We start from the raw sequence: 22,711 nt of genomic DNA, 5'->3' as shown, positions 1-22,711 counted from the left end.
TATATATTCAATATATTTACATAAATAATAAGATGAGTTGATCATGAATATAGAATAAGTTAGGCATGAGTTTGTATTAAGTTAATGATAAATTACGCAATATTTACACAGTATTTACGTGAATCTTTATATTAATTTACATCGAGTTTTTATACTAAGGTTGTGTTTAAGGGGGTGAACAGTTTGCTGAAATTACAAAATGTAAGCAAACAATTCGATAGAAAAGTAGTTTTAGATGACATAAATATTGAAATTAAAGCTGGTGAAATTGTTTCCCTATTAGGTCCGAGTGGGAGTGGAAAAACCACTTTATTAAATATTATTTTAGGCTTAACCCAATTGGACCATGGAAAGATTATCTTTAATGATATGGATATGAGTCATGTACCAATGAAGAATCGAGGATTTAATATCGTATTCCAAGATTATGCGCTCTTTCCCCATTTAAGTGCTTATGAAAATATTGTATATGGATTAAGAAATAAGAAGGGATTAGTGTCCGAGAAAGAGCTTCAAGAATACATCGAATTCTTAGAGTTAAAACCTCATTTAACAAAGAAAATTGGCGAGTTATCAGGTGGTCAGAAACAGAGGGTGGCTCTTGCAAGAACATTAGTTATGAAACCAAAAATATTATTACTAGATGAGCCTTTAAGTGCACTAGACGGGGTCATTAAAGAATCCATTAAACAGCGTATTCAATCTATTGCAAGAGAGTTTAAGCTTACGACGATTATTGTAACGCATGATCCGGAAGAAGCATTAACTTTGTCAGATAAAATTCTAATTATCAATCAGGGAAATATATCTCAATTTGGAACACCTCGGGAAATTATCAATCAACCCAAAAATGATTTTGTTAAAGAATTTATTCTTAAACAATTACAGATTAAGAGACAAAATATTTATAACTTATTCGGTGAAAAATATGCCTAATGTAAAAACAGAAATACGAGTCATTTATTTATCTATACTAGTGGTATTTGCAGTGTTTCTATTATTCCCGCTTGGCACTTTATTTGTTCGCTCGTTTGAAACAAATCAGGGGTTTGGTATCTCAAACTATCTTTCGATTCTGTCTAATCAGGACTTAATTGAGGCATTTGGAAATAGCATAAAAATTTCTACCATGACGGCTGTCATCACAACGATTCTAGCATTTACTCTTGCTTATGCCGTCAATTGTACAAGAATCTACGGCCCGATAAAAACCGTCATTAAAACCGGTATTGTAATTCCGATGTTACTTCCAACGATTACGTATGGGTTCGCCATTATGTATTCATTTGGAAATCAGGGCTTACTAACAAAAATCTTTGGACGAAATTTATTTGAAATTTATGGATTTAATGGATTATTAATTGGCTATGTGATTTATACAGTACCAGCAGCGTTTCTTCTACTTAATAATTCCTTTAAATACATTGATAAAAAATTTATCGTCGTTTCCAAGTTAATGGGGGATGGATCGTTAAGAAGTTTCATGAATACAATCGTACGGCCATTATTGGGAACTTTAGGTGGGGCTTTTGTTCTTTCGTTTATCTTGAGCTTTACAGACTTCGGAATACCAGCTTCGGTAGGTGGGACGTATTATGTTGTGGCGACTCAACTATACCAAGTGATGCTTGGTTCCATTCCCGATTTTAATCATGGTGCAGTCATTGCCATACTGATGTTACTACCAGCCGTGTTTGGTGTATTACTACTAAATTATCTTGAAAAACTGAATTTTCATTATGACAAGTTTAGCAATATAGAGCTGATTCAACATAAATTTAGAGATATTTGTTTGGGGGTTATTTCCTCGGTAATTATAGTAGCAATGCTTTCTATTTTTGCCGTCATGTTTATTGCCCCATTTTTAAATAGTTTTCCTTATGATCTTACTTTCACATTGAAACATGTTATGAACATCTTTCAATCTAGCGATTTAACAGATGTTTATAAAAATTCATTACTAGTTGCTACATTAACGGCTGTATTAGGCACGTTGTTCGCCTATTGCTCAGCCATTCTAAACGCCCGTACACCTTTAAGATGGAAGTCATCGATTGATATTATTTCAATGATGACGAACACAGTCCCAGGTATGGTATTAGGTTTATCGTATTTACTGCTTTTTAATGGCAGTAGTTTAAAAGGGACATTCACAATTATCGTACTATGTAATATTGTTCACTTTTTTACTACACCATATTTAATGGCGAAAAATTCGCTATCTAAAATGAACCCATCTTGGGAAACAACTGGAGAATTATTGGGAGATAGCTGGATAAAGACAATCTATCGAGTAATTCTACCAAACTCAGCATCGACAGTGATTGAGATGATTAGCTACTATTTTATCAATTCAATGGTTACAGTTAGCGGGATTATCTTTTTGGTCACAGCTCAAACTTCGTTAGTAGCTAGCGAAATTAAAGAGCTACAGCATTTCGCTAAATTCAATGAAATATTTGTCTTATCTTTACTGATCTTCATTACAAATTTATTTATTAAGTTACTTTGTGATTATCTTCAAAAGAAACAATTAACAAAGTGAAACTTCCATCAGTGTGTGGGGGTGCAGCCTGTTAAACCGGGATAAATCGTTAACTATTAACTATGTAAAGTGAGGGAAAATGATGTTTAAAACGGTGAAGGGAATTATGTTGTCTCTGTTTGTTCTAGGTTTAGTATTTGCATTAATTGCTTGTACCAGTAATAAAGACGATGGATCAAAAAAAGTTGTGATTTATACAAATGGTGATGAAGAGGCCACAATGGCTATGGAAAGTGCTTTAAATGACGCCGGATACGATGGAAAGTATATTCTTCAATCGTTAGGTACATCTGAATTAGGTGGAAAGCTACTGGCAGAGGGAGATCAAATTGAAGCTAATTTAGTAACAATGAGTTCTTATTTTGTAGAAAGCGCGCAAGAAAAACATTCCATGTTTGCCGATTTATCGTTTCAAACAAATCCATTAGAGAAATATCCACCGTTTTACACGCCAGTTTTAGCGAATACGGGTTCAATCTTTGTGAATACAGAAGTAATTAAGCAAAAAGGCTTAACGATGCCAACTTCTATTAAAGATTTAACGAAACCAGAATTTCAAGGACTCGTGTCGATTCCTAATATTTTGGACTCATCAACAGGTTGGCTGTTAGTTCAAGCAGTCATTAATCAATATGGAGAAGAAGAAGGGAAAGCAGTTCTTCATGATTTAATTGCAAATAGTGGTCCACATCTTGAAAGTTCAGGATCAGGCCCAATCAAGAAAGTACAAGCTGGGGAAGTCGCTGCTGGTTTTGGATTGCGTCACCAAGCAGTTGTAGCGAAAGAGTCAGGGTTACCAATTGATTATATTGATCCAATTGAAGGGAATTTTTCACTAACTGAATCCGTTGCTGTTGTGAAGAAAGATGATGCGACAACGAAGTTAGCAATGGAAATGGCAGAAGTGATTATAAAAGATGCGAGAAAAAATTTAATAACGAATTATCCAGTTGCACTTTATGAAGGTGAAACAGTTGGAGCTAATAACAAACCAGCACATTCAATGAAATTTGAAAAGCCATTAACCATCGAATTATTAGAGCAACATCAACAATTTTTCAAATCAGCAAAATAAATGATTAGGGAGTGATTGTATGAAAAACTATAAACTTCTAACACCAGGTCCATTAACTACAACAAGCGCAGTAAAAGAAGAAATGCTCTTTGACCGTTGTACTTGGGATCATGACTATAAAGAAATCACACAAAAAATAAGAACCCAACTTCTTGAATTTGCAGGTGCTTCTAAAGAGGAGTATACAGTAGTACTCATGCAAGGAAGTGGTACGTTTGCTGTTGAATCGGTGATGACTTCTACCATTTCGAATCAGGATAAGGTTTTAATCGTAACGAATGGCGCATATGGTGAACGTGTAGTAAAAATGGCTCAATATATTGGCCTAAATTTTGGCGAATACAGTGTCGCATACAATGAATACCCAAATGAAGCGGAAATCAGGGACATTCTAGAAGAAGATCAGGAAATTACACATATCGTCATGGTGCATTGTGAAACAACGACAGGCATTTTAAATCCAATTGAAATGATTTCAAACCTGTCTGAGGAATATGGAAAAACATTAATTATTGATGCAATGAGTAGTTTTGGCGGAATGGAAATTAATGTTCCTGATCTAGGAATTGATTATTTAATTAGCAGTGCAAATAAATGTATTCAGGGTGTTCCTGGATTCGGGTTTGTCATTGCTAAATTAGAGAAACTTAGAGCATGTGAAGGAAATGCCCGCAGTTTGTCATTAGATTTATTTGATCAATGGAAGGAAATGGACCAAGATGGGAAATGGCGCTATACTTCGCCTACACACGTAGTGGCTGCATTTTCTAAAGCAATTGATGAATTAGTAGAAGAAGGTGGTATTTCTGCTAGATTTACTCGATATCAAAGTAATAATCAGCTTTTAAGAGAGAGACTTGAAAAAGTAGGGATCCATGCCTATATTTCAGATGAAAAACAATCACCTATCATTACAACATTTCTTTTTCCAAATGAACATTTCAACTTTGTAGACTTTTATTTATTTGTGAAAGAGCGAGGATATGTCATCTATCCAGGGAAGCTAACAGACGTAGATACATTCCGAATTGGAAATATCGGTGAAATCTATGAAGAAGATATTCAGGAATTATGCAATATTATAGAAGAATACATGGGAGTGGTGACAAAATGAATAAAATCGAAGGCGTAATATTTGATTGGGCTGGAACAACAGTTGATTTTGGATGCTTTGCACCAGTGAATGTATTTGTGGATATTTTTAAGAATGCAGGAATTGACGTAACGATGGAAGAAGCAAGAGCTCCAATGGGGATGCTGAAAATTGACCATATTCGTGAGATGTTATCTATGCCTAGAGTATCTGCCCTGTGGGAAGAAAAATATGGCCGAGTATATAGTGAACAAGATGTAAAGAGTTTATATGCTGAATTTGAACCCGCACTTATGGCTTCATTATCAGAGTATACGGATCCGATTCCTGAGGTGATTGAGACAGTTGAAGTTTTGAGAAATCAAGGTTTGAAAATTGGTTCAACAACAGGGTATACAAATACGATGATGGATGTCGTTGTTCCTAATGCTTTGAAAAAAGGCTACAGCCCGGATTGTTATATTACTCCCGATGAAACAAATTCGTTAGGAAGACCATATCCATATATGATTTATCGGAATATGGAGCGGCTCAAACTATCAGCATCATGGAAGGTCGTAAAAGTAGGGGATACCATTTCGGATATTAAAGAGGGGGTCCAGGCAGGAGTTTGGTCAGTTGGCGTCATAATCGGCAGCTCTGAAATGGGTTTAAGCTTAAATGAATTTAATCGTTTATCAGAATCTGATAAAGAAGCTGTCATCTCTAAAACAGCAAACTCTTTTATGCGAAATGGGGCAGATTTTACGATTAAAACGATGAGTGAACTTCCAAATCTTATAGAACGCATTAACAGTTTTATCTCAGAAGGTGAGCGACCGAATGCAAGATAATCATGAGTCAGCTATCAATTAAGTGAGTTACATGCAAACACAAAAAAAGATCGGGACCTACATATTCTACATGTTAGAGGAATGTGTGGGTCCTGATCTTTTTGTTAGATCATTAATAGATGTTTTTCGTAGTTCACTAAAAAAAATTATGCGACTATTTTTTAAATAGTAAATAAATAAAATAAGGGGCACCAATTAATGAAACCATAATTCCAGCTGGAATCCCATCAGGATCGACGAGATTACGGCCAATTGTATCTGCAAATAGCAATAACCAACCGCCCATGAGAATGGAAACTGGGATAAATAATTGATTTCGTGGGCCGACTAGTGCTTTGGCAATATGTGGAGCCATAAGGCCAATAAAAGCAATTCCACCTGTAACAGAAACGGCAGAAGCAGCTAAAGCAACGGCTGTTAAAAGCAATACGATACGTTCTTTTTCGATAGAAACACCAACACCGATTGCTACTGGCTCACTTAATCCAAGGATATTCAAACGATTTGCTTTGTATAAAGTAAATGGAATGAGAATGACTAACCACGGAAGCATAGCCAAAATGAAAGGCCAATCCGTTCCCCAAATATTTCCGGCTAACCATTTCGTAATAAAATCGACTTTTTCTCGCTCTGAAGCTGATATAAGTACAATCATTGCTCCGGAAAGAGCCATGGATAAACCAACTCCGACTAATACGAACCTCGTTGGTTGCAAACCTACCTTGCGATTATATGACAAGATGTATAGGAAGAAGGCCGTTAGTAATGCACCAGCAAACCCGACTAATGGTAGCATATACACAAATGAACCAACATCTATTGGGGAAAATAGAAAGTACACGGTAATGGCTAATCCTGCTCCAGAGTTAATGCCAATAATGCCAGGGTCTGCTAAATCATTGCGTGTGACCCCTTGTAAAATAGCACCAGATAAAGCAAGCGCCATTCCTGCTAATACTGTAATAAAAATTCGCGGTAATCGAATAGAAAATAGCACAAATTCTTCTTTAAACGTACCTTGGCCAATTAGTGTGGGAAGAAGGCGATCATAGGAAAGGGAAGCATAGCCCAATCCCATTCCGATAATGGTCGTTAGTAAAATTAGTAAAAGTAAAATAAATAAAATGATTCGTTGTTTTCTAATTAATGATGGCTGAATCATGAGAAAGCCTTGCCCCCTTTATGAACGATAATTAGGAAGAAAGGTAATCCGATTAGTGAAACGATAGCAAACACTGGTGTTTCATAAGGAGAGTACATCGTCCGTCCAAGTGTATCAGCAAGAAGCATAAAAATAGCGCCTAAAATGGCTGACATAGGAATAATAGAGCGATAATCAGTCCCGACTATTGCTCGCACAATATGTGGGATCATTAAGCCGATAAAAGCCATATTTCCGACTAGCGCCACAGAAGCACCTGCAAGGAGGATAATCACAACAAACAGAATCACTTTTATTTGTGTTGTTTTTTGACCTAACCCAACAGCGACTTCTTCATTTAAACTAAGAATCGTCAACTGTCTTGAGAGAACAATGGAAATAAGAATACCGATTAAAATGATAGGGATGATTGCTTGGAGCTGCGCCCAATTTGTTCCAATCAATCCTCCAGACGTCCACATGGAAACATTTTTAGCCACTTTAAAATAAATGCTAATGCCATCGCCGATTGCATATAGAAAAGCAGAAATGGCAGAACCAGCTAAAACAATTCGGAGTGGAGAAAAACCACCTTTTTTCATGGTGGAAATCCCAAAAACTAAGAAGGAACCTACAGCTGCTCCAATAAAACAAGCTATCATGATCCCAAAGTAATTTACGGAAGGAATAAAGGCAATAGTGATCGCTAAAGCTGTATTCGCTCCCGCTGATAAACCAAGCAAACCTGGATCAGCGAGTGGATTTCTTGTGATACCTTGCATGATAGCACCTGAAACCGCTAATGCTGCACCAACAAAAATGGCGCCAACTTCCCGCGGTAAACGAATTTCGCGGATAATCGAAATAGCACTGCTAGTGGTATTAGATGTAAGGCTCAGCCAAACATCTTTAATCGAAGTGTCAGCAGCGCCAAATACGATGGAAACAATAAACATACTAACAAATAAAAAGAATGCTGCTACAAATTTAATGAATAGTTGAGTAGATCGCTGTTTATCTTTTTTCATAAGTCTCTCATCTTTCCTTTTATAAAGTGAACCTTCAATAAGTAGGGATTTTTATTCATCGCCCTTTTAAATTAGTGTTGTAATAATCTCTGCTAATTAGAAGGTGGCGATATGGAGAACCCGATTGGTTCTACTAATCCTTTGAAATCAGAAAGGTAAATTTTAGTGCATCTTACTAGCTCTAAAAATGGAGGTAGGCGTATTGCCTGTTAATCCAAAAAATAAAAGAGGATGTCCCAGTAATAGGGCTTGACCCTTTCCTTATGGGAGATCCTCTTTCTAAAACTTAGTTACCTAGAAATGATTTTTTAAAGAAGTCTAATTGTAATTCTAAAGTTAGTGGGTCATTAAAGTAGAATTCTTTAGCATTTGCCTCAAATACATGATTGTTTTTAACAGCTGGAATGTTCTTATACGTATCTGTTTCTAGGAATGAATTGTCTGTATCTGAATCTTTACTGAAAATCACATAATCGCCAGCAAATTCAGGAAGTACTTCTAACGATAATGCATACCAACCATCTTTTAAGGCTGTTTCCTTAACTTTTTCTGGCATGTTTAACTTCATCTCTTGATATAAAATTTCAGTTCCACGACCCCAATTATCGCCGTAAACATATAGCTGTTTATCCCAGTTTTCAATGACAGAAACAGTTGCGTCTTCACCAATTTTGGCTTTAATTTCTTCACCGGTAGCTTGTGCACGTTGTTTAAAATCATCAACCCAAGCTCGTGCCTCTTTTTCCTTATTTAACAGTTTGCCTATTTCAATATGCTGTGTTAAATAATCTACTTTACCGTATGTATATACTACAGTCGGAGCAATATCTTTTAACTTATCAACATTTTTAACATTGTCTAAACCGATAATTAAATCTGGCTTTAATTCAATTAGTTTTTCTAAGCTCTCATCTGTTACTGCTTCAACGCCTTTAAGTTTTTCTTCAAAGTTTGGATTCATCTTAGACCAATCATCGACACCTACAAGGTTAACTCCTAATGACATTACATTCCCAGCGAAGCTGGAAAGCACAACTACACGCTGTGGATCAGCAGGAACCTCAATCGGCCCATTTTCAGATTCGTATGTAATGGTTTCTGGATTTTTTTCTTGATTTGCATCCTTTTTACTCTCATCTTGTGTTGTGTTATTACTACATGCACTAATAACTAGCAATAGTAGTAGGGTAATCGGAAAGAATAGTTTCTTCATGATATGAATCTCCTTTTAATAAATTATAAGTTAAACACATTGGTTTATTTGTTCTTGGATCTCTACCAATTTCAGCATCGATTTGAAATACTTTTCTTAATACATCTTGGGTGATAATTTCTTCACAACTTCCTGCTTTAACGATTTCACCATCTTTCAATGCGATAATATAGTCAGCAAATCGGGCAGCTTGGTTTAAGTCATGAAGGACCATAACAATTGTACGCTTCTGTTCTTTATTTAGTGTTTGCAAAAGTTCCAAAACTTCTAACTGATGCGCCATATCTAAATAAGTTGTAGGTTCATCTAGAAAAATCATTTCGGTTTCTTGTGCTAGAGCCATAGCAATCCACACGCGTTGGCGTTGACCGCCTGAAAGTGCATCTACCGAACGGTATTTAAACTCCTTCGTTCCTGTAACTTCAAGAGCCCAATCAATAACTTCATAATCTTTTTTAGTTAATCGGCCAAAGCCCTTTTGGTAAGGAAAGCGGCCATAAGATACTAGCTCTCCAACTGCTAATCCGCTTGCACTTTCTGGTGTTTGCGGCAGAATCGCCATTTTTTTTGCAAGTATTTTCGTGCTCTCTTTTGAGATATTTTCTCCATCTAATACGACTGCTCCAGATTGATGGGGAATAATTCGAGTGATAGCTTTCAATAGTGTTGATTTTCCACAGCCATTGGAACCAATGATGGTAGTAATTTTTTTATCTGGAATTTCTATATTAAGATCTTTTACAATTAACCGTTCCCCATAACCAATGTTTAGGTCATCTGTATATAGGCGTGCCACGTTGCAACCTCCTTTTGGAACATCTAAGCTTAATTAGTTGATAATGATTATCAATTTCAAACACATACCTAATATAAATCTATCTATTTCTACTGTCAACCATTATTTTATTGCAAAAGTAAAGAATAGGATGTATTCTTTACTGAGAATGATAATCATTAATAATTAAGTGTTGAGGAGTGGATGGGATGGAACAGCAAGAACTATTTGAGGTGACCGTAATTGGAGGAGGGCCAGCAGGGCTTTACTCAACCTTTTATAGTGGACTTAGAGAAATGAAAACGAAGCTTATTGAATATCAACCCCAATTAGGTGGGAAAATTCATGTATATCCTGAGAAAATGATTTGGGATGTTGGAGGCCTGACGCCAATACCAGGAGCAAAATTAATTGAACAGCTTGTTGAGCAAGGATTGACCTTTAACCCAAAAGTTGTGTTGAATGAAAAGGTAGAGTCGATCAGCCGTAATGAAGCTGGCATTTTTGTCTTACAAGCTTCCTCTGGCCAAACACATTACTCGAAAACAGTGATTGTTGCTGTTGGGGGTGGAATATTGAATCCGCAAAAGCTAAAAATAGAAGGTGCGGAAAGGTTTGAAGTAACCAATTTAAATTATACAGTAAAGTCTTTAAAACGATTCAGGGATAAAACAGTGATCATTTCAGGTGGAGGCAATTCTGCAATCGATTGGGCCAATGAATTAGAGCCGATTGCCAAAAAAGTGTATGTAACATATAGGAAGGATGCATTAGCAGGCCATGAATCACAAGTAACACAATTAATGCAAAGTTCTGCAGTTTGTTTCTTTAATACATCAATAACAAAACTAATGGCTAGTGAGAATCATGAAGTCATTGAACGTGTTGAACTGACTAATTCTGAAACAGGAGAGGTTTCATATCTGCCAATTGATGAAGTCATTATTAATCATGGTTATGAAAGTGATGCGGCACTACTTGAAAATAGTGTATTAAATATTGCTCTAGCAGAGAATTATTATATTGCCGGCAATGCTACTAGCGAATCTTCAATAGATGGACTATACGCTTGTGGAGATATTCTACAATACGAGGGAAAAGTCCATTTAATTGCTGGTGCTTTCCAAGATGCAGCAAACGCCGTCAACAAGGCTAAACAATTTATACAACCTGACGCTAGTAAAAGTGCAATGGTCTCTTCACATAACGAAATCTTTAAAAAGCGGAATAGAGATTTAGTTAAACAAATGATTAAATAAACGAAAGCTTTTTAAAATGAGTGTTCAAAAAGGCCAGATTCCAATAATCGTTATTTAAATATAACAAAATTGCTCTTTTTGTATATTTTAAGTTTAGAAAAGGTCGCAAAGGACACTTAACATGTAGAGGGAAATTGTGCTAAAGACGACGATGAACCGTCTATATGTATATGAGGCAAGAAACCAAGCAGATGATTCCTCGAAAAATGTGTAATAGGAAAACTTGGGCAATATTCCGCTTATTAATAAAGGCTTTGTCCAAGTAGTTACTCAAACGGTTGTGAAACTATAAATATTTGGATGTAATAAAAGAGTGACTTTTGCTGCTATTACTGTGGTTCATAAGGAATCACTAATTTTTAATAAAGTATCTGATCCTTCTTAATCCTACTTGATGTTCTCCTTTGAAATATTTTTGTAGCGCTTACAAATTTATTGTTGACGGGAGTAAAAGAGGGTGATATTCTACTTATACAGTAGTTAATTAGTTTATTAAACTAATTACCTACCTATCTCGAGATGCAATTAAATTTTTTTATACACTTTTGAAAGGGTTTCCAATTTATAGAACTTAGAACAGTCTTCAAAGGGGAAGGTAAATCTGCATGTGGTTAATTCTCAATTTGGTAATTATTTATAATTTACTAACTGAAAATTGGGAATTTTATAGGGATTGTTGGTGAATATTTCTTTTAAATGGAGGGGTAAAAAATGGGTCAAGCTGCCAGGAAACTAGCTCAAGAAACAGGAACAACAAATGGGGTAAATAGAAAGTTTGGTATGAGAGATAAACTTGGTTATTTGTTTGGTGATTTCGGGAATGATTTCTTCTTTATTCTTGTTGCTTCATTCTTAATGGTTTACTACACAGACGTTTTTCATATTAATGCAGCCACTGTGGGAACGCTCTTTTTAGTTGCCCGATTATGGGATGCTGTAGCGGATATTACATGGGGTCGTTTCATTGATACAAGAAAAGCAGGGAAGAATGGTAAATTTAAACCATGGATTTTCAGAATGTCTTTCCCACTCGTTATTTCAGGCGTATTAATGTTTGTTCACATTCCAGGTATGTCTGATGGGTTTTATCTGGCATATGCTTTTGTCTCATACATTATCTGGGGAACTTTGTACAGTACTGTTAATATTCCTTACGGTTCAATGGCGTCTGTAATTACAAGTAATCCTGTTGAACGTACATCTTTATCCACTTTCAGAGCTTTGGGTGGTGCGATGGCAGGTCTAATTATTAATGTAGTTGGCCCATTGATCTTATTTGTAGATAATAAGGCAGATTCAGACCGTTTTCTAATGGGAGCCATTATCTTTGGTATTCTTTCTATCTCTTGTTATATGGCATGTTATAAATTATCGACTGAACGTGTTGTCGCAGTTGAAACTGACAAGCCAAAAGGTAATTTAGGTCAAACAGTAAAAGGTCTTATGAAAAACAAACCGTTAATTTGGCTTCTTGCCTCAGCTCTAATATTTTTAGTGTGTTTCATGCTTACGGGCGCAGTTAACGTGTATTTATTTAAAGATTATTTTGGTACGGCTGCAGCATTAAGTATCGTAGGATTTCTTGGAACAGCTACTACATTTATTGCTATGCCAATGGTAAAACCATTAGTTGCTAAGTTTGGTAAAAAAGAAGTAGCAGCATCAGGTGTGTTATTGGCAGCCGTTGTATATGCTCTTTTATACTTCTTACCTAACATATCTGCTACTCAATTTATTTCTCTATTAACTGTTGCAATGTTTGGATATGGATTCTTTAATTTAGTGGTTTGGGCATTCGTAACAGACGTGATCGATTACCATGAATACTTAACAGGCTTACGTGAAGATGGAACGGTGTATTCGATCTATTCATTTGCTCGTAAAGTGGGCCAAGCAATTGCTGGTGGTGTTGGTGGTTTTGCGATTGCAGCTGTTGGGTACGATGCAACTCGTGAAGCGCAAACGCAAGGCGCATTAGATGGTATTCATGCACTAGCTACTTTAGTGCCGGCGGTCATCCTTCTAATTGTGTTCTTAATTTTAACATTCTTATATCCATTAAATAAGAAACGTACGATCCAACTAGCTACTGATTTAGCTGAAAAAAGAAAAGCTTCAAATTAAATCAACTAAATTATCAATAAAAACACGATGAAGGATTTAATCACTTCATCGTGTTTTGCGTTTCTAATAGGATAAGGTTACTCCAGTCCCTCAATCACTAGATCTTTCGCAGGCAAGAATTCTTCACCGGTCTCTAAGTAGGTAACGTTTACCTTGTCTCCTTCTTTTAAGTAGATGGATTTTGGGCTTTTTTCAGAAGAAATGATATAGCTTTGTTGGTTGTTTAATAAAAAAGAAACAACAGTAAAGTCTCCAGCCCTTTCTTTATACACTCGTATCACGGTTCCACTTAATTGCTTTTCCTCTGCTTTGGAGCTTCCGTCAACTGTTCCTCCACCTCTTTGCAAGGCTGTTTTATATTGTCTTAATGCTTCGTTTGGAGTGATTCCATATACAGAAATTTCCGGATTAGCTGCTGATACGATAAAGTAATTTTGCAGAAAACCGTTAGAATCAAGTACAGGCGTTAGCCAGCTTGCTTCTCCGTAAAAGTTATAAAGAACAGACATCTCCCCATGCCATTTCTTTTCAATGAATTTCTTTTCGATAATTTGCAAAGCTCCCTGTGAATCCATGTATGATTCTTCAAGATTACCCGTATAGTACGTCGCTTTTCCAGTTCTTGAGTTGGTAAGTGAGTAGCCGAGCATGGAATCCACGCCTTCTTTTGGGCTGGTGAAATCAGTGAAATAATACATATCGCCATCTTCACTGAAAATTGGCGTTACATTGGACTCAGTTCCTTCGTCTGAAGGGAGTTTCACGTCTTGTTTACCAAATTTACTATTCCAAAATCCATGGACATAGTTCCCAAAATAGCTGTTTTGTAAGCTGACTACTTCAGGTGAAACAGCACCATCTATAAACTCGGGAACATCAGCTAAATTATACGCTTTTGCTTCACCATCTTTAGGATTTACTACGACAAGACCCTTAACGGAAAATCCATTGCGGGCAGAAATAAATTCGCCGAACGAACGAATATAATAAGGTTTTCCCTCATCGTCAATCTCTAATTGTGCATCCCCATAAAAGGTATGTTTTGGATATTGCATCCGAATATGACGCTCAATGTTTTTATCAAAATAAGAGGAAGGAGTGAAAACCATTTCTTCCTTTACGAATTTAGGGTTAGCTGTAGAATCAGTAGCGCTTAAAGTAAAATAGCCAGGAGTTTGTTCTCCTTTCCACCATTTGAAAATTCCCGAAAATTCAACGGGCGCAATATAGACATAATCCTCGTTTACCTTTTGGATTTGTAGGCTTCCAAGCTCGTAATAGCTTGTATTTGGGACTTGGCCAAATGCCTTTCTCATTTTATTGCGTGCAAATTGTGGTGGAACACTAGCAGGTGTTGCTTTCTCATCGAACGTTTTGATTTCTGTTTCCTCTGCCATTTTTACCTTGTCATATTTTTCATCTGCATTAAACAGACCTGCCGTTAGGAAATAGACTGCGATGATGAGACATCCAACGAATAGAACGGATTTAATTATTCTTTCCTTACCAGTTGCGAGTACTGCTCCTACAGCGGTGATAATAATTGCCAACAGCCATAAAGAAGATAGGTTTCTATCCAGATTAGTTAGATAGTAGAATGAAAACATAATGAGTACTAACAAGATCACCACAGCTATCAAAAAACCACCTTTTAGCTGTTTATCCTCTTTTTCACTTGATTTTTTGCGTTTGTAAATAGGTAAAAGAATCAGTGAAGACACGATCCCGATAATAAGTGTAAATAGAAAGATGTTACCCATAAAGCATCCCCTTTTAAAGTTAGTTGTCCTATTACTTTATCAATTAATACGAATAACCTAGAGAAAAAGATTCATGAAATTATAATACGAAGGTTTCACGTTTGTAATTTGTGACTCCTACTGCTCATAAAGTGTGCCCTACCCGAAATACAGTCTATATTGTGTGGAGCATTTGTACGGTCATTCACCTTCCTTAAACAAGCCAAAAAACCCCCGCCTACAATAAAATCTGGGCGGGGGTTTTTGACCTTACTATTTTATCGTGCGACATAGTTTGGCAGGAATATGTACAGGCTCTGGCTTGGAAACATGTGCCTTAATCATCCCTTACTTGGTATAGCCTCTTGCCGCTGTTTCTTCACTTCTTCGAGCTCAGAAATTGTCACTAATTGATAATCTTGTGCTTTAAGCTGTTTAATGATTTCAACGGCAGCTTCAGCACTCGTAGCATAAATATCATGCATAAGGATAATCTTACCGTCCGCAACCTTGCTTAATACTGACTGAACAATTTGGTCTTTGTTTCGTAGCTTCCAATCTTCTGGATCTATATTCCAGAGGGAAACGCCCATTTCCCCTAAGCGTTGATGAACACTGTCGTTAATCGCTCCATAAGGCGGACGAATATGAATGGGTTCATAACCACTTACTTTTTTAATAATTGCTTGAGTGTCCCACACTTGATGTTTGACTTGTTCTTCAGTCAAGCGGGTCAGCTGCGGATGATCCCAAGAGTGATTGCCAACCTCGTTGCCTTCCTCAAGCATTCTTTGAATGATTTCTGGATAGTATTGAACGCGACTTCCGAGTACAAAGAATGTGGCGTGACTGTCGGAATCTTTCAATGCATCGAGGATTAAAGTTGTTGGTTCTTTACTTGGACCGTCATCAAAGGTAAGGGCGATAACTTTTTTAGTAGGGTCAATTCCACTTGGCTTTGGAAGTTCCGTCACAATATGAATGGGTGGAGCTTCCTCAATCTTGTTTTTGTTCGTTTTGGTGTTTTTGTAAGAATCTTTAAGAATGGAATCAAATACAGCCTTTTTAATAGCAATTGATTGTGTTTTAGAATAACCATTTGATCCTAGAAATGGCTGGAAGTACAAGACAATGGTATCTCCAAGTATAGAAAATTGGCTAAAATTTTCAAGCTTCGGTTCAGTTTTCGCTTTTAAAGTCTCTGATTCTGCAAGTTTTTTACTCTTCTTCAATTCGGTAAAAGCAATCATCGATAGACTGTTCAGATAATCACTATTTTCATAGAAGATATCTTGTAATGAAATCAGTCTTTGTGATGGAAGATCAAAGGTAAATGTTTGGATTGACGGCTCTCCTAATTTACCACCAGTAAATTGATATTCATTAAATAGAATGGTTATCGTTTGTTCACTATAATGCGTGATATCGTATGTGATTGTTAACTCAGTTGAGGTTTCCTTTGGGATCTTTTTCTGTGCAATCGCTTGCTGATAGTTGGCGATCTCTTCATTTACATAAGCCTTTAAGGTTTGATCAATCTTTTTTATTTGTAATGTTGGATAATTAACTGAATATCCCCCATGAGTTTGGTCTTTAATCAATGTTTGCATTTCTACTGTCGGATACTTTGCATCTGTAAAAATTTCTGTCTCTTTTTTTACTGTGGCTTGCGCTCTTTCAGAAATAACATATCTTATGGATAATACTAGTACGAATATACATGCTAATAACGTAAAAACACGTTTAAATTTGATTCTTTTTAATCGGTTCATTTTGATTTTCATATTACGAGTCCCCTTATACTATCAGTCTATCAGATAGACGTTTGAAGGAAAAGATTTGTTTCAGGAAACTACAAATTTCTTACTTTTTTAACATGTAAATTTTACTAATGTTTTTTTATTGACGGTACAAACCTTTTTAGATTTTCACACGTCTATCCAATGTAACATCAAATGGTACGTACCAACTTCAAGAAAAGGAGCTCTTTCATGTAATGATTCAGGATATCCGTCAATTACTTATCACAACAATTACTGAAAAAAAGGAAAACTACTACCGGCTAGCTTTTAGCTATGTAAAAAATAAAGATGACGCCCTTGATATTATTCAAGAATCGATTAAAAAGGCATTACTCTCTGGCGACAAGATTAATGGATTTAGGAGGGCATAGAAGGTGGACAAAGATTTAGAAAAATTAAAAGATCGTTATATGATACCTATTCCAGAGGAGTTAAATGATGTTATCAACCGTGCGCTTCAAACTCCCGGTAAAAAGAAGAAAGTAGCATATAAATGGTCAATAGGTATAGTCGCTGCTGCTATTTTGTTAATGACAACGGTCAATTTGAGTCCTTCAGCTGCCAACGCGATGTCAGATATTCCGATTATCGGCAAGGTCATTGACGTAATTACGCTACAGGAACGGAAAGAAGAGAAGGATAACCATGCAAGCGTGGATATTAAAGTACCCGAGATTCCTGGTTTGGACAATTCAGGTCTGGAAGCTTCATTGAATGAAAAATATATTGAAGAAAGTAAGCAATTGTATCAAGAGTTTACAAACACGTTGGCAGAACTTAAAGAAGGAGAAAATACAAATATGGCTGTCACTAGTGGGTATGAAGTACTGACTGACAATGATACCATATTCTCAATACGCTGCTATAACGTCATTACCCAGGCATCTTCTTCTACAGAGATGCAGTTCGATACAATAGATAAAAAAATCAAGTCTTACTCACTTTAAAAAGTTTATTTAAAAATGACAGCTATGTAGATGTACTAAGTGAAAATATCATAGCTCAGATAGCTGAGCAGATGAAAGCAGATCCGGTAGGATTTGAAAAAATTGATAGAAATTAAAAGTTTTACATTAATAAACAGAACAATTTAGTTATTGTCTTTGATCAATTTGAGGTAGCACCAGGCTATATGGGCTCAGTAGAATTCATCATTCCGACAGATGAAATTATGGACATTCTTGTCGGGAAAAAGTATATTAACTGACCATCCCCATGGCTAAAGGCAAGCTAACGCCCTACTAGGGATTTATCCCGCATTAACGAGCAGTAAATAAAACCCCCACTGATTGAAGTTTCACTTTATCGTTGGGGAAATATGTAATATTTCAATGGAAGGATAGGTGTTACTATTCCTTCCATTATTGCGTTCTACCTTCCCTTGGATATTTAGAAAAGCCTTCTTTTATTATGTAACCCTTTAAAATATAGTAGAATAAACGTACGATATCATTAAGTTGATATAAGGCAGTTTCACTTTATCTACTCTAGAAATCCATAATAAAGGTTGGAAAAAACGTTCATATGAAAAAAACAAAAGTAAAATTGATTTTTGGATTGGCACTATTTTTAGTCGTATTCTTCACAGGTGTGAATATACTTGCATCTTATTTTACTATTAAAAAGACGATAGAAGAATCGATTGCTGTCCACAATGTAGAGAGAGCAAAGAGCATCGCTGCTTCTATGGATATAGAGTTGTACAAGAAGTTTCTTGAAAATCCAGTAAAAGGGAAAGAATATAATGCGCTTAAAGAATACTTTGATGACGTGAGAGAAAAGATTGGTGTTTTGCATCTCTATTCACTGGCGGTTGATAATCCTAGAATATCGAGAGTCATGGTAGCAGGAATGCCAAATTCAGAAAATGTAGAAATAGGATTGGTGTGTACCGTTCCAGAAAAGCAGGTTGCACAAGCATATAAGGGGGAAGCGTTTTATACGAGCGTTATTAATGATCCAGTATTTGGACAATATCTTACCGTTGGGACACCTATTATTGATAACCAAAAAGAGATCATTGGCTTTCTAGCTATTGATATAAGTACAGAAGCGCTCAATCATATCAGTGAAAATGTATTAAAGAATAATTCACATATGCTGATTTTTAACGGATTGTTCGTAGTAGTTTTACTTTTATCCTTTTTAATCATCGAAAAGTGGTACCAAAGGGAGTTAAAAAAAGAAGTGGGCGAAACAGAAGTAACATATCAATCGGAGTTCCGTTCTTTAATCTCTTCTGTGCAGTCTTTACGACATGACTTTTCTAATCATATCCAAGTCATCCACGGTTTGTTGAAGCTAGGCAATCATGAAAAAGCTCTAGAGTATTTAGCACATCTCTTTAAAGAAGTACATGCGATTGAAAATATTAACTTGAATGTAAACAACCCAGGTTTATCTGTATTAATGGAAACAAAAAAGCTTACCGCAGAAAACCATACAATAGAAATCGAGTTTGATATATCCAATGATTCATTCTCAAACATTAAGTCGACTGATTTGATAAAAATTCTGTCTAATTTAATTGATAATGCGATTGAGGCCACAATTGAACTTCCAGAACCCGATCGGAGAATTAAAGTAGCCTGTAAAGTAAGTAACAGCCAATACTTATTTGAAGTGAAGAATACTGGACCTGCTATGAATGAAAAGGTGATAGAGAATATCTTTGAAAGAGGCTTTTCAACGAAGAAAGAAAAGGCAGGCAAGATAAGAGGACAGGGGTTATTTATTGTAAAAGAAATTGTCAAAAGATATGATGGACAGATCAAGTTTCATGTGATGGATCGTGAAATAGTTGTTACATGTAATATACCTAAGTCATAATCGTGAAAGAGTCTCATAAGGGTCTGACCTCGCACTCTAAATCAGTATGTAGTGTTTCATACACTTATCCTATACGGTATTTAGTTGTTGCGGGGTCTGACCCTTTGTTTTTGGGGACACCCTTTTTTTGTAGAATTATCGTTTTCGAGGCGTGTAGTTGAGCTCAGAAAATAATTCTTCCTTTTCAGCCTTAGTGAGATCACGCCACTGTCCTACTGCAAGCCCACCAAGCTTAATATTCATGATACGAATTCGCTGCAAACTTACTACTTGATAATCAAGAGCAGAGCACATACGGCGAATTTGCCGATTTAAGCCTTGTGTCAGTATTATTTTGAAACTGTTTTTAGAAAGTTGAATGACTTTACATGGAAGAGTCTTCGTATCTAATATATCTACGCCTGAAGCCATATTCCTTAAGAATGGGTCGGTGATTGGCTTGTCTACTTGTACAATATATTCTTTCTCATGTTTGTTTTCAGATCGTAGAATTTCATTTACGATATCGCCATCATTCGTGAGCAAGATTAACCCTTCTGAATCTTTATCAAGTCTCCCTATATGAAAAATCCGCAATGGGTGGTTCACGAAGTCAACAATATTCCCTTTAATATGTTTTTCCGTCGTGCTCGTAATGCCTACTGGTTTATTGAGAACAAGGTATACACTTTGTTGTTCAATGATAACCGGTTTCCCATCCACTCGCACATCATCACCTGGCTCAGCCTGGCTGCCTAGCTCAGCTGTCATACCATTAATTGTCACTTTTCCTTCAGCAATCCACTTATCGGCGCCCCGCCTTGATGTAATCCCTGACTCACTAATATATTTGTTAATTCGCAAAAGTACGCACACCTTTATATTTAGATTTGTGATTCTAAGATAACGCAAATACACGTCTTTGCACAAGGAAGTACGTAAGAATCTTCAATTTCGACCCTATTCCTACAAAAAAGGGTATGAGTTAATATGGAAATAATTATTTTTTGGAAACATTTCAAAAAATAGGTGTATCTGCAATTGAACTGTGATACGATACTATTTGTTTTAAAAAGTATATAGAGTAAGAAGGTGAAATTTTGGTTAAAAATTCAACGAAGATGCAGAAGGATTTTAATCTATTCTCTCTTACATGGCCTATTTTTTTAGAGATTTTTCTATTTATGTTAATGGGGATTGTCGATACGTTTATGTTGAGTGCAATTTCTGATGATGCTGTTTCTGGTGTAGGTGCTGCCAATCAATATCTCCATATTGCCATCCTTATCTTAGAAGTGGTTGGTAATGGTGCTGCCATCGTTATTGCTCAGTATATCGGTTCAAGAAAAATTCTGGAAGCTGCTAAAATATCAGCAATCGCAGTTGTCCTTAATTTAATAGTCGGTATCATGATAAGCATTGTTTTTGTTTTTTATAGCGAGAGAATGATGCAAGGTTTGAACTTATCAGGTGATATCCTCTTTTATGCACAAAGTTATTTAAAGATTGTTGGAGGAGCCATTTTCCTACAAGCAATTATTAATTCATTGGCTGCCATTATTCGCGTTCATGGTTTCACGAAGGAAGCGATGTTTGTTTCACTTGGGATGAACGTGATTCATATACTAGGAAATTATGCACTCATCTTCGGGAAATTTGGTTTTCCTGAGTTAGGTGTTCAAGGTGCGGCTATTTCTTCAGTCATTAGCCGATTTCTTGCGCTGCTTGTATTCTTTTGGCTTCTGTATCGAGTGATGGAAGTTCGCGTGAGGCTGGAGTATTATTTCACTTTATCATGGGAGTACATTCGTAAAATACTACAAATTGGTTTGCCATCTGCCTTTGAGCAAATTATGTATCAAGCATGTCAAATCGTGTTCTTATATTATGCAACCTATCTCGGTGCTAGCTCGCTAGCAGCAAGACAATATGCTACAAACATCTCTATGTTCATTTACTTGTTTGCTATGGCAATTGGGATGGGAACAGCAATTATAGTAGGTCGTTATGTCGGTGGAAACCGGAAAGATGACGCGTACTTTCGGGTGTGGAAAAGCGTCCAGTGGGCATTAGCCGTTACGTTTTCTATGGTAGTAATTGTTATTCTACTTCGAAAACCATTGATGGGACTGTTCTCTGATGACCCTGAGATTATTCGAATGGGTGCAAGTGTCCTCTTACTAAGTATCCTGCTCGAAACGGGTCGTACGATAAACATCGTTCTGATCAATTCATTGCGTGCATCAGGAGACGCCAGATATCCAGTCTTGATAGGTGCACTTTCAATGGTTGGAATGAGTCTCCCTCTAGGATATTTCTTTGTCTTCCATCTTGATCTTGGTTTACCGGGGATTTGGCTTGCGATTGCAGCTGATGAGTGGACACGGGCAATCATCATGTTTTTCAGGTGGAAGAGCCGAAAATGGGAGAAGCATGCACTTGTTAAACACGATGATCTAAAAATAGAACCAGTTGTTTCTCAATAAATATCAAACAGTCAGAGTGGGGGTTCAAAAAAGGCCTAACCCTTTTGGAACCCTCGCTCTATCTTAATGCAATGACATCGTTTAATGTTCACCATGACGCCAAATTCCCTGAGAGCTTTAGAAAAGCGCACTACTAAGTAATCAGTTCGATACCCTAAATCTTAAGACTGTTTTTAATTTTCCAAGAGATGTTTTCGTGCATCGCTTATGTATATTTCTCGATGTCTTTTGTCAATACGATGTACACCTTTTTCTATACTAAACTCATCCATCATGGCAAACGTCCTTGGTTCGTCATCATACTCCCTATATGCATACATTGCACACATAACCCTTCTTTAATTTCCTCAAATGTAACTTGATTTAACAATTTTTCCGATACTTTTTTTTCTGCGATATTTTTGGCCATTATAAAGAGTTCGTTTGATACGAACTCGGGCTGCCGTATCATTAATTTATATATTAATCGATCTTTATCCAATTTATCTAATTGTCTTCCGATTTCATCCAAATCCCAAATTCCTTCTAATGGAAATACCGTGTACTCAAAATAGCCTTCCCGTGTAAATCCTTTCTTCGGCATCATTCGAATAGCATATGACAATGCGTATAATGTTTGAACAGCCTCTTTAAAAGCTTCACTGTTAGGATTGCCTTTTCCCTTCAGCATAAAGTATTTCATCGGTGGAATATCTACTAATATTGGTTTGTTTTTAGGTAGATAAATTTCTTTATCTCTTTTCCGCCATTCATATTTCATTGTTGTCAATGTCATCACTCCCGATAAAGA

General features: G+C 36.4%; 19 protein-coding genes and 1 pseudogene. 12 read left to right on the top strand and 8 right to left on the bottom strand.

The window, feature by feature from the left end; genetic code table 11:
• The first annotated feature begins 183 nt into the window (after positions 1 to 183).
• From JNUCC23_RS22155 to phnX, 5 genes are all read left to right on the top strand, one after another.
• Positions 184 to 936 carry an ABC transporter ATP-binding protein gene (locus JNUCC23_RS22155; protein WP_403076989.1) on the top strand — a complete coding sequence of 251 codons (753 nt, stop codon included), beginning with the start codon at positions 184 to 186 and terminating at the stop codon, positions 934 to 936.
• Positions 929 to 2,545, top strand: coding sequence for an ABC transporter permease subunit (locus JNUCC23_RS22150; protein WP_454213637.1), 1,617 nt, complete (start codon positions 929 to 931; stop codon positions 2,543 to 2,545). The genes JNUCC23_RS22155 and JNUCC23_RS22150 overlap by 8 nt, the downstream gene beginning before the upstream one ends.
• 82 nt (positions 2,546 to 2,627) lie before the next feature.
• Entirely contained in the window at positions 2,628 to 3,620 is a 993-nt protein-coding gene (locus tag JNUCC23_RS22145; protein WP_062186510.1) for an extracellular solute-binding protein, read from the top strand.
• 19 nt (positions 3,621 to 3,639) lie between these two features.
• Positions 3,640 to 4,734 carry a 2-aminoethylphosphonate--pyruvate transaminase gene (phnW, locus tag JNUCC23_RS22140; RefSeq protein WP_454213635.1) on the top strand — a complete coding sequence of 365 codons (1,095 nt, stop codon included), beginning with the start codon at positions 3,640 to 3,642 and terminating at the stop codon, positions 4,732 to 4,734.
• Positions 4,731 to 5,546, top strand: a complete 816-nt coding sequence (gene phnX / locus JNUCC23_RS22135; protein WP_454213633.1) for a phosphonoacetaldehyde hydrolase — start codon at positions 4,731 to 4,733, stop codon at positions 5,544 to 5,546. Before phnW ends, phnX begins: the two co-directional genes overlap by 4 nt.
• 154 nt (positions 5,547 to 5,700) lie before the next feature.
• On the opposite strand, the gene JNUCC23_RS22130 is transcribed toward phnX, so the two are convergent.
• From JNUCC23_RS22130 to JNUCC23_RS22115, 4 genes are all read right to left on the bottom strand, one after another.
• On the bottom strand, positions 5,701 to 6,708 hold the full coding sequence (locus JNUCC23_RS22130) for a FecCD family ABC transporter permease (protein WP_403077002.1): 1,008 nt from the start codon (positions 6,706 to 6,708) through the stop codon (positions 5,701 to 5,703).
• A complete protein-coding gene (locus tag JNUCC23_RS22125) occupies positions 6,705 to 7,715 on the bottom strand; it encodes a FecCD family ABC transporter permease (RefSeq protein ID WP_454213631.1) in 1,011 nt (336 codons plus the stop codon). Before JNUCC23_RS22125 ends, JNUCC23_RS22130 begins: the two co-directional genes overlap by 4 nt.
• Before the next feature lie 286 nt (positions 7,716 to 8,001).
• Positions 8,002 to 8,928, bottom strand: coding sequence for an iron-hydroxamate ABC transporter substrate-binding protein (locus JNUCC23_RS22120; RefSeq protein WP_454213629.1), 927 nt, complete (start codon positions 8,926 to 8,928; stop codon positions 8,002 to 8,004).
• The gene (locus tag JNUCC23_RS22115; protein WP_454213627.1) at positions 8,879 to 9,724 is read right to left on the bottom strand and encodes an ABC transporter ATP-binding protein; all 846 of its coding nucleotides are present in this window, start codon (positions 9,722 to 9,724) and stop codon (positions 8,879 to 8,881) included. Before JNUCC23_RS22115 ends, JNUCC23_RS22120 begins: the two co-directional genes overlap by 50 nt.
• Positions 9,725 to 9,912: 188 nt before the next feature.
• Here JNUCC23_RS22115 and JNUCC23_RS22110 point away from each other — a divergent pair, with 188 nt between their 5' ends.
• Together JNUCC23_RS22110 and JNUCC23_RS22105 are read left to right on the top strand one after the other, a co-directional pair.
• Positions 9,913 to 10,962, top strand: a complete 1,050-nt coding sequence (locus JNUCC23_RS22110; protein ID WP_454213625.1) for an NAD(P)/FAD-dependent oxidoreductase — start codon at positions 9,913 to 9,915, stop codon at positions 10,960 to 10,962.
• Between the two features lie 711 nt (positions 10,963 to 11,673).
• Positions 11,674 to 13,086, top strand: a complete 1,413-nt coding sequence (locus tag JNUCC23_RS22105; RefSeq protein ID WP_454213623.1) for an MFS transporter — start codon at positions 11,674 to 11,676, stop codon at positions 13,084 to 13,086.
• Between the two features lie 77 nt (positions 13,087 to 13,163).
• Here JNUCC23_RS22105 and JNUCC23_RS22100 read toward each other — a convergent pair whose 3' ends face one another.
• Both JNUCC23_RS22100 and JNUCC23_RS22095 read right to left on the bottom strand, forming a co-directional pair.
• Positions 13,164 to 14,846: a hypothetical protein gene (locus JNUCC23_RS22100; protein WP_454213621.1), complete on the bottom strand. Its 1,683-nt coding sequence runs from the start codon at positions 14,844 to 14,846 to the stop codon at positions 13,164 to 13,166.
• A 320-nt stretch (positions 14,847 to 15,166) separates the two neighbouring features.
• Positions 15,167 to 16,609, bottom strand: a complete 1,443-nt coding sequence (locus JNUCC23_RS22095) for a polysaccharide deacetylase family protein (RefSeq protein WP_454213619.1) — start codon at positions 16,607 to 16,609, stop codon at positions 15,167 to 15,169.
• Between the two features lie 212 nt (positions 16,610 to 16,821).
• On the opposite strand from JNUCC23_RS22095, the pseudogene JNUCC23_RS22090 reads away from it, so the two are divergent.
• From JNUCC23_RS22090 to JNUCC23_RS22075, 4 genes and pseudogenes are all read left to right on the top strand, one after another.
• A pseudogene (locus JNUCC23_RS22090) lies at positions 16,822 to 16,977 on the top strand (RNA polymerase subunit sigma-70); the annotation flags it as partial.
• Between the two features lie 24 nt (positions 16,978 to 17,001).
• The gene (locus JNUCC23_RS22085; protein WP_454213617.1) at positions 17,002 to 17,574 is read left to right on the top strand and encodes a PdaC/SigV domain-containing protein; all 573 of its coding nucleotides are present in this window, start codon (positions 17,002 to 17,004) and stop codon (positions 17,572 to 17,574) included.
• A 125-nt stretch (positions 17,575 to 17,699) separates the two neighbouring features.
• Positions 17,700 to 17,834, top strand: coding sequence for an RsiV family protein (locus JNUCC23_RS22080; protein ID WP_454216179.1), 135 nt, complete (start codon positions 17,700 to 17,702; stop codon positions 17,832 to 17,834).
• Between the two features lie 317 nt (positions 17,835 to 18,151).
• Positions 18,152 to 19,456 carry a GHKL domain-containing protein gene (locus JNUCC23_RS22075; RefSeq protein WP_454213615.1) on the top strand — a complete coding sequence of 435 codons (1,305 nt, stop codon included), beginning with the start codon at positions 18,152 to 18,154 and terminating at the stop codon, positions 19,454 to 19,456.
• Between the two features lie 135 nt (positions 19,457 to 19,591).
• Here JNUCC23_RS22075 and JNUCC23_RS22070 read toward each other — a convergent pair whose 3' ends face one another.
• The gene (locus tag JNUCC23_RS22070; protein ID WP_454213613.1) at positions 19,592 to 20,299 is read right to left on the bottom strand and encodes a pseudouridine synthase; all 708 of its coding nucleotides are present in this window, start codon (positions 20,297 to 20,299) and stop codon (positions 19,592 to 19,594) included.
• Between the two features lie 257 nt (positions 20,300 to 20,556).
• On the opposite strand from JNUCC23_RS22070, the gene JNUCC23_RS22065 reads away from it, so the two are divergent.
• Positions 20,557 to 21,921: an MATE family efflux transporter gene (locus JNUCC23_RS22065; protein ID WP_062186665.1), complete on the top strand. Its 1,365-nt coding sequence runs from the start codon at positions 20,557 to 20,559 to the stop codon at positions 21,919 to 21,921.
• A gap of 271 nt (positions 21,922 to 22,192) precedes the next feature.
• Here JNUCC23_RS22065 and JNUCC23_RS22060 read toward each other — a convergent pair whose 3' ends face one another.
• Positions 22,193 to 22,681, bottom strand: a complete 489-nt coding sequence (locus JNUCC23_RS22060) for a GyrI-like domain-containing protein (protein WP_454216177.1) — start codon at positions 22,679 to 22,681, stop codon at positions 22,193 to 22,195.
• Between the last annotated feature and the right edge of the window lie 30 nt (positions 22,682 to 22,711).

The organism is Peribacillus sp. JNUCC 23, assembly GCF_053653995.1.
Note: the sequence above shows the minus strand (reverse complement) of the source record. Positions and strands in the feature narration are given on the sequence as shown.